Source organism: Pseudomonas sp. H3_A02 (assembly GCF_054671965.1).
The window spans coordinates 1,868,052-1,881,758 of sequence record NZ_CP162807.1; the positions used below are offsets into that span (position 1 = coordinate 1,868,052).

11 protein-coding genes are annotated in these 13,707 nt (G+C 59.5%); 3 read left to right on the forward strand and 8 right to left on the reverse strand.

Annotation, left to right across the window (positions count from 1 at the left end; translation table 11 throughout):
• Positions 1–15 precede the first annotated feature (15 nt).
• The 3 genes from rpoD to rpsU form a co-directional block, all read right to left on the reverse strand.
• Entirely contained in the window at positions 16–1,863 is a 1,848-nt protein-coding gene (gene rpoD, locus AB4N80_RS08040) for an RNA polymerase sigma factor RpoD (protein WP_122566674.1), read from the reverse strand.
• Between the two features lie 67 nt (positions 1,864–1,930).
• The gene (gene dnaG, locus AB4N80_RS08045; RefSeq protein WP_018607333.1) at positions 1,931–3,889 is read right to left on the reverse strand and encodes a DNA primase; all 1,959 of its coding nucleotides are present in this window, start codon (positions 3,887–3,889) and stop codon (positions 1,931–1,933) included.
• Between the two features lie 479 nt (positions 3,890–4,368).
• Positions 4,369–4,584 carry a 30S ribosomal protein S21 gene (gene rpsU, locus AB4N80_RS08050; RefSeq protein WP_002551877.1) on the reverse strand — a complete coding sequence of 72 codons (216 nt, stop codon included), beginning with the start codon at positions 4,582–4,584 and terminating at the stop codon, positions 4,369–4,371.
• Positions 4,585–4,783: 199 nt separating this feature from the next.
• Between rpsU and tsaD the strand changes: the two genes are divergently transcribed.
• On the forward strand, positions 4,784–5,809 hold the full coding sequence (tsaD, locus tag AB4N80_RS08055; protein WP_460081455.1) for a tRNA (adenosine(37)-N6)-threonylcarbamoyltransferase complex transferase subunit TsaD: 1,026 nt from the start codon (positions 4,784–4,786) through the stop codon (positions 5,807–5,809).
• 8 nt (positions 5,810–5,817) lie between these two features.
• On the opposite strand, the gene plsY is transcribed toward tsaD, so the two are convergent.
• Positions 5,818–6,387, reverse strand: coding sequence for a glycerol-3-phosphate 1-O-acyltransferase PlsY (gene plsY / locus AB4N80_RS08060; protein WP_003206189.1), 570 nt, complete (start codon positions 6,385–6,387; stop codon positions 5,818–5,820).
• A 74-nt stretch (positions 6,388–6,461) separates the two neighbouring features.
• On the opposite strand from plsY, the gene folB reads away from it, so the two are divergent.
• Entirely contained in the window at positions 6,462–6,815 is a 354-nt protein-coding gene (folB, locus tag AB4N80_RS08065) for a dihydroneopterin aldolase (RefSeq protein ID WP_207965527.1), read from the forward strand.
• Entirely contained in the window at positions 6,806–7,324 is a 519-nt protein-coding gene (folK, locus tag AB4N80_RS08070) for a 2-amino-4-hydroxy-6-hydroxymethyldihydropteridine diphosphokinase (protein WP_122566677.1), read from the forward strand. The genes folB and folK overlap by 10 nt, the downstream gene beginning before the upstream one ends.
• A 152-nt stretch (positions 7,325–7,476) precedes the next feature.
• Here folK and AB4N80_RS08075 read toward each other — a convergent pair whose 3' ends face one another.
• From AB4N80_RS08075 to AB4N80_RS08090, 4 genes are all read right to left on the reverse strand, one after another.
• Positions 7,477–8,703: a multifunctional CCA addition/repair protein gene (locus AB4N80_RS08075; protein ID WP_305491208.1), complete on the reverse strand. Its 1,227-nt coding sequence runs from the start codon at positions 8,701–8,703 to the stop codon at positions 7,477–7,479.
• A 63-nt stretch (positions 8,704–8,766) separates the two neighbouring features.
• A complete protein-coding gene (locus AB4N80_RS08080) occupies positions 8,767–10,332 on the reverse strand; it encodes a SpoVR family protein (protein ID WP_122566679.1) in 1,566 nt (521 codons plus the stop codon).
• Positions 10,329–11,600: a YeaH/YhbH family protein gene (locus AB4N80_RS08085; protein ID WP_122566680.1), complete on the reverse strand. Its 1,272-nt coding sequence runs from the start codon at positions 11,598–11,600 to the stop codon at positions 10,329–10,331. Before AB4N80_RS08085 ends, AB4N80_RS08080 begins: the two co-directional genes overlap by 4 nt.
• Positions 11,601–11,713: 113 nt before the next feature.
• Positions 11,714–13,636: a PrkA family serine protein kinase gene (locus tag AB4N80_RS08090; protein WP_018607229.1), complete on the reverse strand. Its 1,923-nt coding sequence runs from the start codon at positions 13,634–13,636 to the stop codon at positions 11,714–11,716.
• Positions 13,637–13,707 lie beyond the last annotated feature (71 nt).

The window sequence follows — 13,707 nt, forward strand, 5'->3', positions numbered from 1 at the left end:
CGGGGGTTTTGAAGGTCACTCGTCGAGGAAGGAGCGCAGATGCTCGCTTCGCGTCGGGTGGCGCAGTTTGCGCAACGCCTTGGCTTCGATCTGGCGAATCCGTTCACGGGTCACATCGAACTGCTTACCGACTTCCTCGAGGGTGTGGTCGGTATTCATGTCGATGCCGAAGCGCATGCGCAGTACCTTGGCTTCACGGGCAGTGAGGCCGGAGAGTACTTCGCGAGTCGCTTCCTTGAGACTCTCGACCGTGGCGACATCGATCGGAGACTGCATGGTGGAGTCTTCGATGAAGTCACCCAGATGGGAGTCTTCGTCATCGCCGATCGGGGTTTCCATGGAGATCGGCTCTTTGGCGATCTTCAATACCTTGCGGATCTTGTCCTCAGGCATTTCCATGCGTTCGCCCAGCTCTTCCGGCGTCGGTTCGCGACCCATTTCCTGCAGCATCTGCCGGGAAATGCGGTTGAGCTTGTTGATCGTCTCGATCATGTGCACCGGAATACGGATGGTGCGGGCCTGGTCGGCGATCGAGCGAGTGATCGCCTGACGGATCCACCAGGTGGCATAAGTCGAGAACTTGTAGCCGCGACGGTATTCGAACTTGTCCACCGCCTTCATCAGGCCGATGTTGCCTTCCTGGATCAGGTCGAGAAATTGCAGGCCGCGGTTGGTGTACTTCTTGGCGATGGAGATCACCAGACGCAAGTTCGCTTCGACCATCTCTTTCTTCGCGCGACGGGCCTTGGCCTCGCCGATCGACATGCGACGGTTGATGTCCTTGATCTCGGCGATGCTCAGGCCAGTCTCGGCCTCCAGCGCACTGAGTTTCTGCTGGCAACGAATGATGTCCGGCTGCAAGCGGGCAATGGCTTCGGCGTATTTGCTCTTGCCCTTGGCCAATGCATCGGTCCAGCTTTCGTCGACTTCGTTGCCTGGGAACTGGCGCAGGAAATCAGCACGTGGCATGCGGGCGTCACGCACGCAAAGCTGCATGATCGCGCGCTCTTGCTGACGCAAGCGATCCAGGGCACTGCGAACACGCTCGACCAGGCCTTCGAATTGCTTCGGCACCAGTTTGATCGGCATGAACAGCTCGGCCAGTGCCAACAGCTCGGCAATCGCCTGCTTGTTGTTGCGGCCGTGCTTTTTCAGCGCCTTGCGGGTGATTTCCATCTGGTCGGACACAGCGCCGAAACGCTGTGCGGCGATGACCGGATCCGGACCACTTTCGGCTTCTTCCTCGTCGTCGCTCGCTTCGGCGTCGTCGTCATCGGTGTCGTCGTCGGCCTTGACGGCTTTCGCGTCGATCGGCGGCGGCACTTCGGCGGCAGGCGGCGCAATGCCGTCGTCCGGGTCGATATAGCCGCTCAGGACGTCGGACAGGCGGCCACCTTCGGTGGTGACGCGGGTGTACTCGGAGAGAATATGGTCAACCGTGCCAGGGAAGTGCGCGATTGCGCCCATCACTTCACGGATGCCTTCTTCAATACGCTTGGCGATTTCGATTTCGCCTTCACGTGTGAGGAGCTCTACCGTACCCATTTCACGCATGTACATGCGCACGGGGTCCGTGGTGCGACCAATGTCGGTCTCGACCGCTGCCAACGCTGCGGCCGCTTCTTCAGCGGCCGCCTCGTCGGTATCGGCGTCGGCCAGCATAAGGGCATCCTTATCTGGAGCAACCTCGAATACGTTGATCCCCATGTCGTTGATCATGCGGATGATGTCTTCCACCTGTTCCGGATCTGAAATATCCTCCGGCAGGTGGTCGTTGACCTCCGCGTAAGTCAGGTAGCCCTGCTCACGACCCAATAGGATCAACTCTTTGATACGAGACTGCTGTTGCGCTTTTCCGGACATAACACCCTATCCACTGAAGGTCTTGGCGGGCAAAAAACAAGCCGAGGATTATACCTGAGCTGTGACCTCACGCGCCAGTTGAGGTCGGGTTTGATGCGCAAACATTGCGGCTGAGTAAGTCGCGCAATTGGTTTTTCTCTTCGCTGGTCAACTCGCTCTGGCGAGCTTTTCGCAGAAGTTGTTCCAGGTTTCGCTCGCGTTGGCGGGCGGACAAGCTAGTAATGGTGTCGAAAAACTGTTGTTCAAGGTTGTCTCCCTCAATCAGCCATTCCTTCTCGGCCAGGGCCTTCAAAAGGCGTCCCTGCTCGGTCCCGTGCCACCGTGCGATCAACTGGAAAGAGTTTAGCTTGGGGTTCTTCTGCACGGCTTCAAGGAGTGCCACCAGCAATTGCGTATTGCTGTGGTCCTCGGCGGCGAAGTGCCCTGCGTCCTCGACTTTCTCCGCCAGTTGCGGGTGGTGCAGCAAGGTGCGCAAGGCGGCCAGTGTTGGTGGTTCGACGGCGGCCGGCACGCGCGGGGCACGTGGCTGGTCGCGATCGCCGCGCTTGCCGTTCTTGTCCCAGGGTTTCTTGTCCCATTTCTTGCCGCCGCTGCCAGGTTTTTTTGGCGTCCATTCCTGCTGCGGGGCGTAATCCTGCTGGGGTTGATGATAGTCGGCGAAATCCGGCATCGCGTCGTAATCGATGCCTGGGTCATATGCCGGCGGCGCCTCCTGGGGGGCGCTGTGCACCAGTTGGTTGACCGCTTCGCTGTTGAGACCGGTGATCTCGGTCAGGCGCTGGCGCATGAGTGTGCGCAGATTGGCGCCGGGCACCTTGTCGATCAGCGGCGCCGCGAGGGTGGCCATGTGGGCCTTGCCTTCGAGGGAGCGCGGATCGGCTTCTTCGGTCAACTGCTGGAAAAAATAGTCGGCCAGCGGTTGTGCGTGCTGGTTGATCCGCGCACGGAATGCGTCGGTGCCTTCGGAGCGTACCAGGGTGTCCGGGTCCTCGCCCTCGGGCAGGAACAGGAAGCGCGCCCGGCGTCCGTCCTGCAGGCACGGCAAGGTAGCCTCCAGTGCGCGCCAGGCGGCATTGCGGCCGGCCTGGTCGCCGTCGAAGCAGAACAGCACGTTGGGCACGACGCGAAACAGGCGCTTCATGTGCTCTTCGCTGGTGGCCGTGCCCAGGGTCGCGACGGCATTACGCAGGCCTTGCTGGGCCAGGGCGATCACGTCCATGTAGCCCTCGACGACGATGATTTCGTCGAGGTTGCGGTTGTTCTTGCGCGCTTCGTACAGGCCGTAGAGTTCCTGGCCCTTATGGAACACCGGGGTTTCCGGGGAGTTCAGGTATTTCGGCTTGTCATCGCCCAGCACCCGGCCACCAAAGGCGATGATCCGTCCGCGTGTGTCGCGGATCGGAAACATGACCCGGTCGCGGAAGCGGTCGTAGCGCTTGCCGGTTTCGGCATTTTCGATCAGCAGGCCGGCGTCGATCATGGCGCGCTGTTGCAGTGTGTCGCTGCTTAGATGCTTGTACAGGTTGTCCCAGCCGGGCGGAGCGAATCCGAGCCCGAAGTCCCGGGCGATTTCGCCCGTCAGGCCGCGGCCCTTGAGATAATCCACCGCGGCCTTGCGTGCTGGGTGGCTTTTGAGAGCCTGGCGATAAAAGTCGGCCGCCGCCGTCAATAGTGGGTAAAGCGGCGAATCGGTCGGTTGGCGTGGTTTGTGCGGTCGACCGCTTTCTTCGCGGGGTATTTCCATGCCCGCGGCTTTGGCCAATTCTTCGACAGCCTGGGGAAAGTCCAGGTTGTCGTGGTCCATGATGAAGCCGAGGGCATTGCCGCCCGCGCCGCAACCGAAGCAATAGTAGAACTGCTTGTCGGGGCTGACGCTGAAAGAGGGCGTTTTCTCTTTGTGAAACGGGCAGCAGGCCGTGTAGTTCTTGCCTGCTTTTTTCATTTGCAGGCGAGAGCTGACCACGTCGACGATGTCGGTGCGGTTCAGGAGGTCGTCAATAAAGCTCTGGGGAATCAGCCCGGCCATGGCGTTCTCATCATCACTGCGCGAAATATGGACCCGAAGTCGGCAGGCGTAACCGGGTCTGGGTTTGAGGCACGCTGAATCGGTGGCTCGACCGGGTCGTCTGCATCATCGCTGTCGGGAAGTGTATCTGCCGATTATCCACTGACGTTAATCACTATCAGTATTCGACTGTTTGAATGTGTTGCGCTGAGTCCGGTAACGGCCGGTCAGGCCTCGGATAGCTCATGAAGCGGGCACGCAAGCAGGTGCCTTGGGCTGATCGTCGTTAGAGGAATCAGGGTGTGCTCGTCGGTAGCCTTGGAAGGCTCGTCAGGAAAGACGTGCACCGCTGGCAAAAGAGCCAGGTCTGACGCGGTGAAGCGGGTTGTCTTGGTCGCGTCTGCGGCTTCGACGGTGAAGCATCAAGCGTTATTCCGCAAATGCCATAAGCCCGGCTTGAGGGCCGGGCTTGGCAGAAGCTTGCTACGGACGTCTGTGTATTAGTACAGACGTACGGCGCGGCGCTGCTCGCGCTGAACTTTCTTGGCGTGACGCTTAACAGCGGCTGCTGCCTTGCGCTTACGCTCAGAAGTCGGCTTCTCGTAGAATTCGCGGCTACGAACTTCAGCCAGAACACCGGCTTTTTCGCAGGAGCGCTTGAAACGACGCAGAGCTACGTCGAAGGGTTCGTTCTCTTTTACTTTGACGGCTGGCATCCAGAGCTACCTTCATTCATTACCGGGGTCAACATCCTCGCGGCAAAAGAGCACTTGAAGACGTCGGTTTTTAAGGGTTGCGGATGTTAACCCCTCAACGCTCGGAATGCAAAGCCTCTGATCGAAAACCGCTGGTCGGGGCACAACGCGGCGACTATTATGCGCGCCTTCGAATTCAGCCTCTACAAGGCGCAAACCCATGCTAGTACTGGGATTAGAAACCTCCTGCGACGAAACCGGTGTCGCACTTTACGACAGCGAACGCGGGCTGCTGGCCGATGCGCTGTTCAGCCAGATCGACCTGCACCGCGCCTACGGCGGGGTGGTGCCCGAGCTTGCCTCCCGCGATCACGTCAAGCGCATGCTGCCCTTGATCCGCCAGGTCCTGGCCGAAGCCGGCTGCGTGCCGACCGAGATCGATGGCATCGCCTACACCGCCGGCCCGGGCCTGGTGGGGGCGTTGCTGGTGGGCGCTTCCTGCGCCCAGGCGCTGGCCTTTGCCTGGGGGATTCCGGCCCTGGGCGTGCACCACATGGAAGGCCACTTGCTGGCGCCGATGCTGGAGTCGCAACCGCCAGAATTCCCGTTCGTCGCTTTGTTGGTCTCGGGCGGCCATACGCAGCTCATCCGGGTTGATGGAATCGGCCAATACGAACTGCTGGGCGAAACCCTCGACGATGCCGCCGGCGAAGCGTTCGACAAAACTGCCAAAATGATGGGCCTCAATTATCCCGGTGGGCCGGAAATCTCCCGGCTGGCCACACAAGGGGTCGATGGGCGCTTCGTGTTCCCGCGGCCGATGTGCGACCGTCCTGGCCTGGATTTCAGTTTCAGCGGGCTGAAGACGTTCGCCTTGAACACCTGGCAACAGCGTGTCAGCGCCGGGGACGACAGTGAGCAAGCCCGTTGCGACATCTCGCTGGCGTTCCAGCAGGCCGTGGTGGAGACTTTGACCATCAAGTGCAAGCGTGCCCTGAAGCAGGCCGGGCTCAAGCGCCTGGTGATCGCCGGAGGCGTGAGTGCGAACCAGGCCTTGCGGACATCGCTGGAGAAAATGCTCGGTGACATGAAGGGCGACGTTTACTACGCACGGCCGGAGTTCTGCACAGATAACGGCGCGATGATTGCCTTTGCCGGCTGCCAGCGTTTGCAGGCTGGCCAGCAGGAAAGCCTGGCAATCAGCGTGCAGGCGCGTTGGCCCATGGAGCAGTTGGCCCCCCTGTGAAACGGCATTTAAAAATGCCGTTCGCGCCCGGCGAACAGGTCGCGTAGATTGCCCCGGTGGCGCCAGACGATCAGTGCAACCAGCGCAGTCATGGGCAGCAAGGCCGCCGGTTCCTGCCAGGCCAGCAACGGCAGGGTCAGCGGCGTGGCGATCAGCGCGGCCAGGGAGCTGGTGCGGGTCAGGTAGAACGTCAGCAGCCAGGCGCAGACCGCGAGCAGGGCGGCGGGCGGGTACAGGCCCAGCAACATGCCGGCGGCGGTGGCGACACCTTTGCCGCCACGAAAGCGAAAGTACAGCGGGAATAGATGGCCGATGACGGCACAGACGCCGATCCAGGCCTGTTGCTGCAACGAAAGCCCTGCAAGGCTGGCGATCAATACCGGGACAAGGCCTTTGCAGAGGTCACCCAGCAGGGTCAGGATGGCAAGTTTGCGTCCGGCCAGGCGCAGCATGTTGGTGGCGCCGGCATTGCCTGAGCCACTCATTCGCGGATCCGGGCGACCGGTCAGGCGGCTGAGCAAAATGGCGAAGGACAGCGAGCCGAGCAGGTAGGCGAGAATCGCCAGTAACCAAAACATGCTAACTATTCCGGGCGAGGACGCCCTGATTCTAACGGGGCATCGCGCCCTTGTCGTGCTGCGGAGAAGAGTGCTTGGACAGAGTGTTTATCGAGGGCCTGGAAGTCGACACGGTAATCGGTGCCTACGACTGGGAGCGAGGCATCCGACAGTGCCTGCGGCTTGACCTGAGCTTTGCCTGGGATAACCGCCCGGCCGCCGCGGGCGACGACCTGACCCTGGCACTCGACTACGCCAGCGTTTCGTCGCGCATCCAGGTGTTTGCCGAGCAGGCGCAGTTCCAGTTGGTCGAAACCTTCGCCGAGCGGCTGGCCCAGGCGCTCATGGACGAGTTCAAGATCACCTGGCTGCGTCTGAAAGTGACCAAGCCTGGCGCCGTACCGGCAGCCAGCGGTGTTGGCGTGGAGATCGAGCGCGGATGTCGCTGACTCAGGTTTTTCTCGGGCTCGGCAGCAATATCGAGCGCGAAACCCATTTGTGCGCCGGTCTTGAGGCCTTGGCCGGTTTCCTCGTGGACATACGCTGTTCGGCGGTGTTCGAGAGCCAGCCGGTGGGGATCAAGAGCGGACCATTCTTCAATTTCGTCGTATCGGCCTTCACCGACTTGCCGCTGATGGAGCTGGACCGTCGCCTCAAGTTCATCGAGGCGGACAACGGACGTTACGCGCCGGACCGCAAGGGGTTGCCGCTGGATATCGACGTGTTGTTGTATGGCGAACAGGTCGGCAACTTCGATGGGCTGATCCTGCCGCGCGCGGAAATCCTCAAGAACGCCTTCGTCCTGTGGCCTTTGTCGTTGATCGCACCGGATCGGATTCATCCGGGTGTGGGCAAAAGCTTTGCCACGTTGTGGGAAGAAGCGCAGATCGACCAGGTACTGGCGCCGGTGGCTTTCGAATGGCGAGGTCAGCCGTTGACGCCGTCGAATCTGTTGTGAGGCGGCTGCCGTCATCGCGAGCAAGCTCGCTCCCACATTAGAATTTCAGCGGGCGCATATCTTGTGTTCAGCCGAGGTCCACTGTGGGAGCGAGCTTGCTCGCGATGACGGCGGTACATCCGGCACAAATGCAAGTTGACCCAAAACCCCCGTCAGCTAGCCGCCTCCTTGTAGGCCTTCAACACCCTTAGGCGCTCGCGCTTGATCGCCTCGCCCAGCTCCGGCCCCTTGAAGCCCTTTTCCAGCAAAGGCTGCACCGCCACCCCCCGAGCTGCCGCTGCCGCCCCCCGCAAATAATCAGCCTGTGGATAACTTCGCTGCTCCAGCCCCTTGCGCCCCCGCGCATCCATCTCGCATGCCGCAATGAATTCCTCGAAGCGCTGGGGGCGACGGTACACATCAAAACTTTGTAGCAGCTCAAGCAGCGTAGACGCCTTCAGTTCAAGGGCGCGATGGCCATGGGTGTGGTACTGGCCAACCAATAACGCCAGTTCCTGACAGTCGCGCGGTGCTTTGAAGCGTTCGTTGACAGCTTTGATCAGCTTCAATCCCGTGTGCTCATGGGCGATGTGTCGCGGCCATTCGTGTTGAGGCGTCAGACCTTTACCCAGGTCATGGAGTAGGCAGGCCCAGCGGACCGTTAACGGTTGTTGGTGCAGTGCTGCTTGCGCCAGCACGCTCAGGGTATGGATGCCGGTATCGATTTCCGGGTGATGGGCTTCAGGCTGCGGCACGCCGAACAGCGCATCGACCTCGGGCATCAAGACCTTGAGGGCCGTGCAGTCGCGCAAGACCTGGATAAATACCTGTGGTTGTTTTTCCATGAGGGCGCGGGAAATTTCTTTCCAACTGCGCTCAGCCGTCAACGCCTCCAGTTCGCCGGACTCGCTAAGCTGGCGCATCAGTTCGAGGGTTTCGTCCGCCACCTTGAAACCCAGCGGCGCATAACGCGCGGCAAAGCGGGCAACCCGCAAAACTCTGAGCGGATCTTCGGCGAAAGCGGGAGAAACGTGACGCAGTATCCGGGCTTCCAGATCGCGCTGGCCGTGGTACGGATCGGTCAGATTGCCATGGTCATCTTCTGCCATGGCGTTGATGGTCAAGTCCCGGCGAACCAGGTCCTCCTCCAAGGTCACTTCAGGACTGGCATGGAACACGAAGCCGCCATAGCCGCGGCCACTTTTGCGCTCAGTGCGGGCGAGGGCGTACTCCTCGCCAGTCCTCGGCTCGAGGAATACCGGAAAATCGGCCCCCACGGGGCGAAAACCCTTGGCGAGCATTTCCTCGGCGGTGGCCCCCACCACGACCCGATCGACGTCAGTGACGGGAATGCCCAGCAGGCGATCGCGAACGGCGCCGCCAACTTTATAGATCTGCATAAAAAACCTCCGTTGGTCCGACAGAATAACCTTTGCGTCAGACGTCCGGAGGCGAAAACGGGATCAAAGATGAATGACGGCCAGGTCCAGGCGGCCATAGTCGCCTTCGGCTTGTTCGCTTCTGGGGGGCACGTGATGGGTTTTCATCACTTGGTCGCCTTGCAGGGTTTCCAGGTGGATGTCGAAACCCCAGAGCCGATGCAGGTGCTTGAGCACTTCATCGGTGGAGTCACCCAATGGTTTGCGGTTGTGCGCCTGGTGCCGCAGGGTCAGCGAGCGGTCTCCGCGGCGATCGATGCTGTAGATCTGCACATTAGGCTCGCGATTACCCAGGTTGTACTGCGCCGCCAGGGTTTCGCGGATGATGCGGTAGCCGCTCTCATCGTGAATGGCGGGTACCACCAGGTCATCTTTCTGGTCGTCATCGAGGATGCTGAACAGTTTCAGATCGCGAATCACCTTGGGCGAAAGGTACTGCAGGATGAAGCTTTCGTCCTTGAAACTGCTCATGGCGAATTTAATGGCGGACAGCCAGTCCGAACCGGCAATTTCCGGGAACCAGTGACGATCTTCCTCGGTAGGGTTTTCGCACATGCGTCGGATGTCGCGATACATGGCGAAACCCAGTGCGTAGGGGTTGATACCGCTGTAATACGGGCTGTCGAAGCCAGGTTGGAATACCACGCTGGTGTGGGACGTCAGGAACTCCATCATGAAGCCGTCGGTGACCAGGCCTTCGTCGTACAGGTCGTTCATTAGCGTGTAGTGCCAGAACGTGGCCCAGCCTTCGTTCATCACCTGGGTTTGGCGCTGTGGATAGAAATACTGGGCGATCTTGCGCACGATGCGCACGATTTCCCGCTGCCAGGGCTCCAGCAATGGTGCATGTTTTTCAATGAAATAGAGAATGTTCTCCTGGGGCTCGGCAGGGAAGCGGGCATTGTCTTTTTCGTTGTATTTGTCCGCACCTTTGGGAATGGTGCGCCACAGATCGTTGATCTGTTTTTGCAGGTGCTCTTCGCGGTCCTTCTGGCGCCGACGTTCTTCTTCGGCGGAAATCGGATACGGTCGTTTGTAGCGGTCCACGCCGTAGTTCATCAGGGCGTGGCAGGAGTCCAGCAGGTCTTCCACCGCGTCGATACCGTGGCGCTCCTCGCATTGCATGATGTACTGCTTGGCGAACACCAGGTAATCGATGATCGAACTGGCATCGGTCCACGTGCGGAACAAGTAGTTGCCTTTGAAGAAGCTGTTGTGCCCGTAGCAGGCATGCGCCACCACCAGGGCCTGCATGCAGATGGTGTTTTCTTCCATCAAGTAGGCGATGCAGGGGTCGGAGTTGATCACGATCTCATAGGCCAGCCCCATCTGGCCGCGGCTGTAGGATTTCTCGGTGCTGAGGAAGTGCTTGCCGTAGGACCAGTGGTGATAGCCCAGCGGCATGCCGACCGACGCGTACGCGTCCATCATTTGCTCGGCGGTGATGACCTCGATCTGGTTGGGGTAGGTGTCGAGGGCATAACGGTCCGCGATACGGCTGATTTCGCGGTCGTAGGCCTTGATCAGCTCGAACGTCCATTCGGAGCCGGTGGAAATGGGCTGGCGTTTCTGCTCTTTTTTGGCGGTCATGTCACTAACCTGCGCTGGAAGAGTTCACGGAAGACCGGGTAGATATCCCCGGCCGAGACCAGTTGCTGTTGGGCAAATGTGTCGGAAAAAGCTTCGGCAATCCGTTCGTACTCGTACCACAGGGCCTGGTGTTCCCGTGGGGTAATTTCCACATAGGTGTAGTACTGGACGAACGGCATGATCTGGTTGATCAGGATGTCACGGCAGATCGGTGAGTCGTCGTTCCAGTTATCTCCGTCCGACGCCTGGGCCGCATAGATGTTCCATTCGTTGGCGGGGTAGCGTTCGGCCATGATTTCCTGCATCAGCTTCAACGCGCTGGAAACGATGGTGCCACCGGTTTCCCTGGAGTAGAAGAACTCCTCTTCGTCCACTTCTCGGGCGCTGGTGTGGTGGCGAATGAAGACCACATCGATCTTGTCGTAGTTTCGTTTCAGGAACAGGTACAACAGGATGAAAAAACGCTTGGCGATGTCCTTGGTGGCCTGGGTCATGGAGCCGGACACGTCCATCAGGCAGAACATCACCGCCTTGGAACTGGGGTTTGGCTGTTTCACCAGCAGGTTGTACTTGAGGTCGAACGTGTCGAGGAACGGGACGCGGTGGATGCGTGCGCTGAGTTTCTCTATTTCCGCTTCGAGGTCTTGAATGTCGCCAAAATTGTCGGGTTCTTCGCATTTCAGGCGAGCCAGCTCTTCCTTGGCTTCGCGCAGTTTGGCCCGGCTGCTGCCCGACAGCGCGATGCGCCGGGCGTGGGCCGAACGAAGGGTACGGATAATGTTGATGCGTGAAGGATTGCCTTCATTGCTGATACCGGCACGCACGGTCTTGAAGGTATCGGTACCGGTCAGGTTGCGCTTGACCAGGTTCGGCAGTTCCAGATCTTCGAACATGAACTCCAGAAATTCTTCCTGGGTGATCTGGAAGACGAACTCATCCATACCTTCGCCGGAATTGCCTGCCTTGCCAGGGCCCTTGCCGCCACCTCCACCCTGAGGTCGGGGGATGTGCTCGCCACTGGTGAATTCCTTGTTGCCAGGGTGCACGACGGTCTGTTTGCCGCCGCGACCATGGTGAAGCACCGGCTCGTCGATGTCGCGGCCGGGGATGCTGATCTGTTCGCCGTGTTCCATATCGGTAATGGAGCGCCGGCTGACCGCCTCTTCGACGGCCTTCTTGATGTGGTCACGGTAACGCCGCAGGAACCGCTGGCGGTTCACCGTGCTCTTGTTCTTGCCGTTAAGGCGTCGGTCGATCACATAGCTCATAGGCCCCTCCGGGGGAGCTTCAAGTCGTAAGCCTCAAGCCGTAAGGGGCGTGGCGTCGAACCTTGGGCCCGACGCCGTTCCCTTGCAGTTTTTAGCTAGAAGCTTGCCGCTGCTTATTGCGATTTCCGGACCCGCAGGTACCACTCGGAAAGCAGTCGTACCTGTTTGTCGGTATAGCCACGTTCGACCATGCGTGTGACGAAGTCGTTGTGTTTTTGCTGGTCCTCCTTGCTGGCCTTGGCGTTGAAGCTGATGACGGGTAGCAGGTCTTCGGTGTTGGAGAACATTTTCTTCTCGATGACCACCCGCAGTTTTTCATAGCTGAGCCAGGTTGGGTTCTTGCCGTTGTTGTTGGCCCGGGCGCGCAGCACGAAGTTGACGATTTCGTTGCGGAAATCTTTCGGATTGCTGATGCCCGCCGGTTTTTCGATTTTTTCCAGCTCCTCGTTGAGGGCCACGCGATTGAGTATCTCGCCGGTTTCCGGGTCGCGGTATTCCTGGTCCTGGATCCAGAAGTCTGCGTACAGCACGTAGCGATCGAAGATGTTCTGGCCGTATTCGCTGTAGGACTCCAGGTACGCCGTCTGGATTTCCTTGCCGATGAACTCGATGTAGCGCGGCGCCAGGTATTCCTTGAGGAAACGTAGGTAGCGTTCGCGGGTTTCGGCCTGGAATTGTTCCTGTTCGATCTGCTGTTCCAGCACATACAGCAGGTGTACGGGGTTGGCCGCGATCTCGTGGGGGTCGAAGTTGAAGACCTTGGACAGGATCTTGAACGCGAAGCGCGTGGACAGCCCATTCATCCCTTCGTCGACCCCCGCGTTGTCGCGGTATTCCTGGATCGACTTGGCCTTCGGATCGGTGTCCTTTAGGTTTTCACCGTCGTACACACGCATCTTCGAATAGATGTTGGAGTTTTCCGGCTCCTTGAGACGCGACAGCACCGTGAACTGGGCCAGCATCTTCAGGGTGTCGGGGGCGCAATGAGCCTTGGACAGCGAACTGTTGAACAGCAGCTTGTCGTAGATCTTCACCTCGTCGGTCACGCGCAGGCAGTACGGCACCTTGACGATATAGATCCGGTCGATGAAGGCTTCGTTGTTCTTGTTGTTGCGGAAGGTATGCCATTCCGACTCGTTGGAGTGAGCCAGCAGGATGCCGGTGAACGGAATGGCCCCCAGGCCCTCGGTGCTGTTGTAGTTGCCTTCCTGGGTGGCGGTCAGCAGCGGGTGGAGCACCTTGATGGGCGCCTTGAACATTTCGACGAATTCCATCAGGCCCTGGTTGGCCCGGCACAGTGCACCCGAATAGCTGTAGGCGTCGGCGTCGTTCTGTGGGAATTCTTCCAATTTGCGAATATCGACCTTGCCCACCAGGGCCGAAATATCCTGGTTGTTTTCGTCCCCCGGTTCGGTCTTGGCCACCGCGATCTGGTTGAGGATCGACGGGTAGAGCTTGACCACCCGGAACTGGCTGATGTCACCGCCAAACTCGGCCAGGCGCTTGGTCGCCCATGGCGACATGATGGTACTGAGGTAGCGGCGTGGAATGCCGAAGTCTTCCTCGAGGATCGCGCCGTCTTCGGTGGCGTTGAACAGCCCCAGGGGCGATTCGAACACCGGCGAGCCCTTGATGGCATAGAAGGGCACTTTTTCGATCAGTTGTTTGAGTTTTTCGGCCAGGGACGATTTACCGCCACCCACGGGGCCGAGCAAATAGAGGATTTGTTTCTTCTCTTCCAGGCCTTGGGCGGCGTGGCGGAAATAGGACACGATCTGGTCGATGCATTCTTCCATCCCGTGGAAGTCCTCAAAGGCCGGATAGCGGCGAATCACCTTATTGGAGAAGATCCGCGAAAGCCTCGAATTGGCCGAGGTATCCAGCAGTTCCGGTTCTCCGATGGCCAGCAACAGACGTTCCGCAGCCGACACATAGGCACTGCGGTCCTGCTTGCAGAGTTCGAGGTATTCCTGCAGCGAGTATTCCTCTTGCCGCGTGGACTCGAAACGTTGCTGGAAGTGGCTAAAAATGCTCATGACGTCACCTCGCTCGATACGTGGAGCCGGTGTCGGATCAATCAGTCGATGCTGGACAGCCGCTGGGAATC

What these genes read in the sequence shown, in the direction of transcription:
- rpoD (WP_122566674.1), bottom strand. Translation starts at nt 1,863, where the DNA reads ATGTCCGGAAAAGCGCAACAGCAGTCTCGTATCAAAGAGTTGATCCTA.
- dnaG (WP_018607333.1), bottom strand. Translation starts at nt 3,889, where the DNA reads ATGGCCGGGCTGATTCCCCAGAGCTTTATTGACGACCTCCTGAACCGC.
- rpsU (WP_002551877.1), bottom strand. Translation starts at nt 4,584, where the DNA reads ATGCCAGCCGTCAAAGTAAAAGAGAACGAACCCTTCGACGTAGCTCTG.
- tsaD (WP_460081455.1), top strand. Translation starts at nt 4,784, where the DNA reads ATGCTAGTACTGGGATTAGAAACCTCCTGCGACGAAACCGGTGTCGCA.
- plsY (WP_003206189.1), bottom strand. Translation starts at nt 6,387, where the DNA reads ATGTTTTGGTTACTGGCGATTCTCGCCTACCTGCTCGGCTCGCTGTCC.
- folK (WP_122566677.1), top strand. Translation starts at nt 6,806, where the DNA reads ATGTCGCTGACTCAGGTTTTTCTCGGGCTCGGCAGCAATATCGAGCGC.
- AB4N80_RS08075 (WP_305491208.1), bottom strand. Translation starts at nt 8,703, where the DNA reads ATGCAGATCTATAAAGTTGGCGGCGCCGTTCGCGATCGCCTGCTGGGC.
- AB4N80_RS08080 (WP_122566679.1), bottom strand. Translation starts at nt 10,332, where the DNA reads ATGACCGCCAAAAAAGAGCAGAAACGCCAGCCCATTTCCACCGGCTCC.
- AB4N80_RS08085 (WP_122566680.1), bottom strand. Translation starts at nt 11,600, where the DNA reads ATGAGCTATGTGATCGACCGACGCCTTAACGGCAAGAACAAGAGCACG.
- AB4N80_RS08090 (WP_018607229.1), bottom strand. Translation starts at nt 13,636, where the DNA reads ATGAGCATTTTTAGCCACTTCCAGCAACGTTTCGAGTCCACGCGGCAA.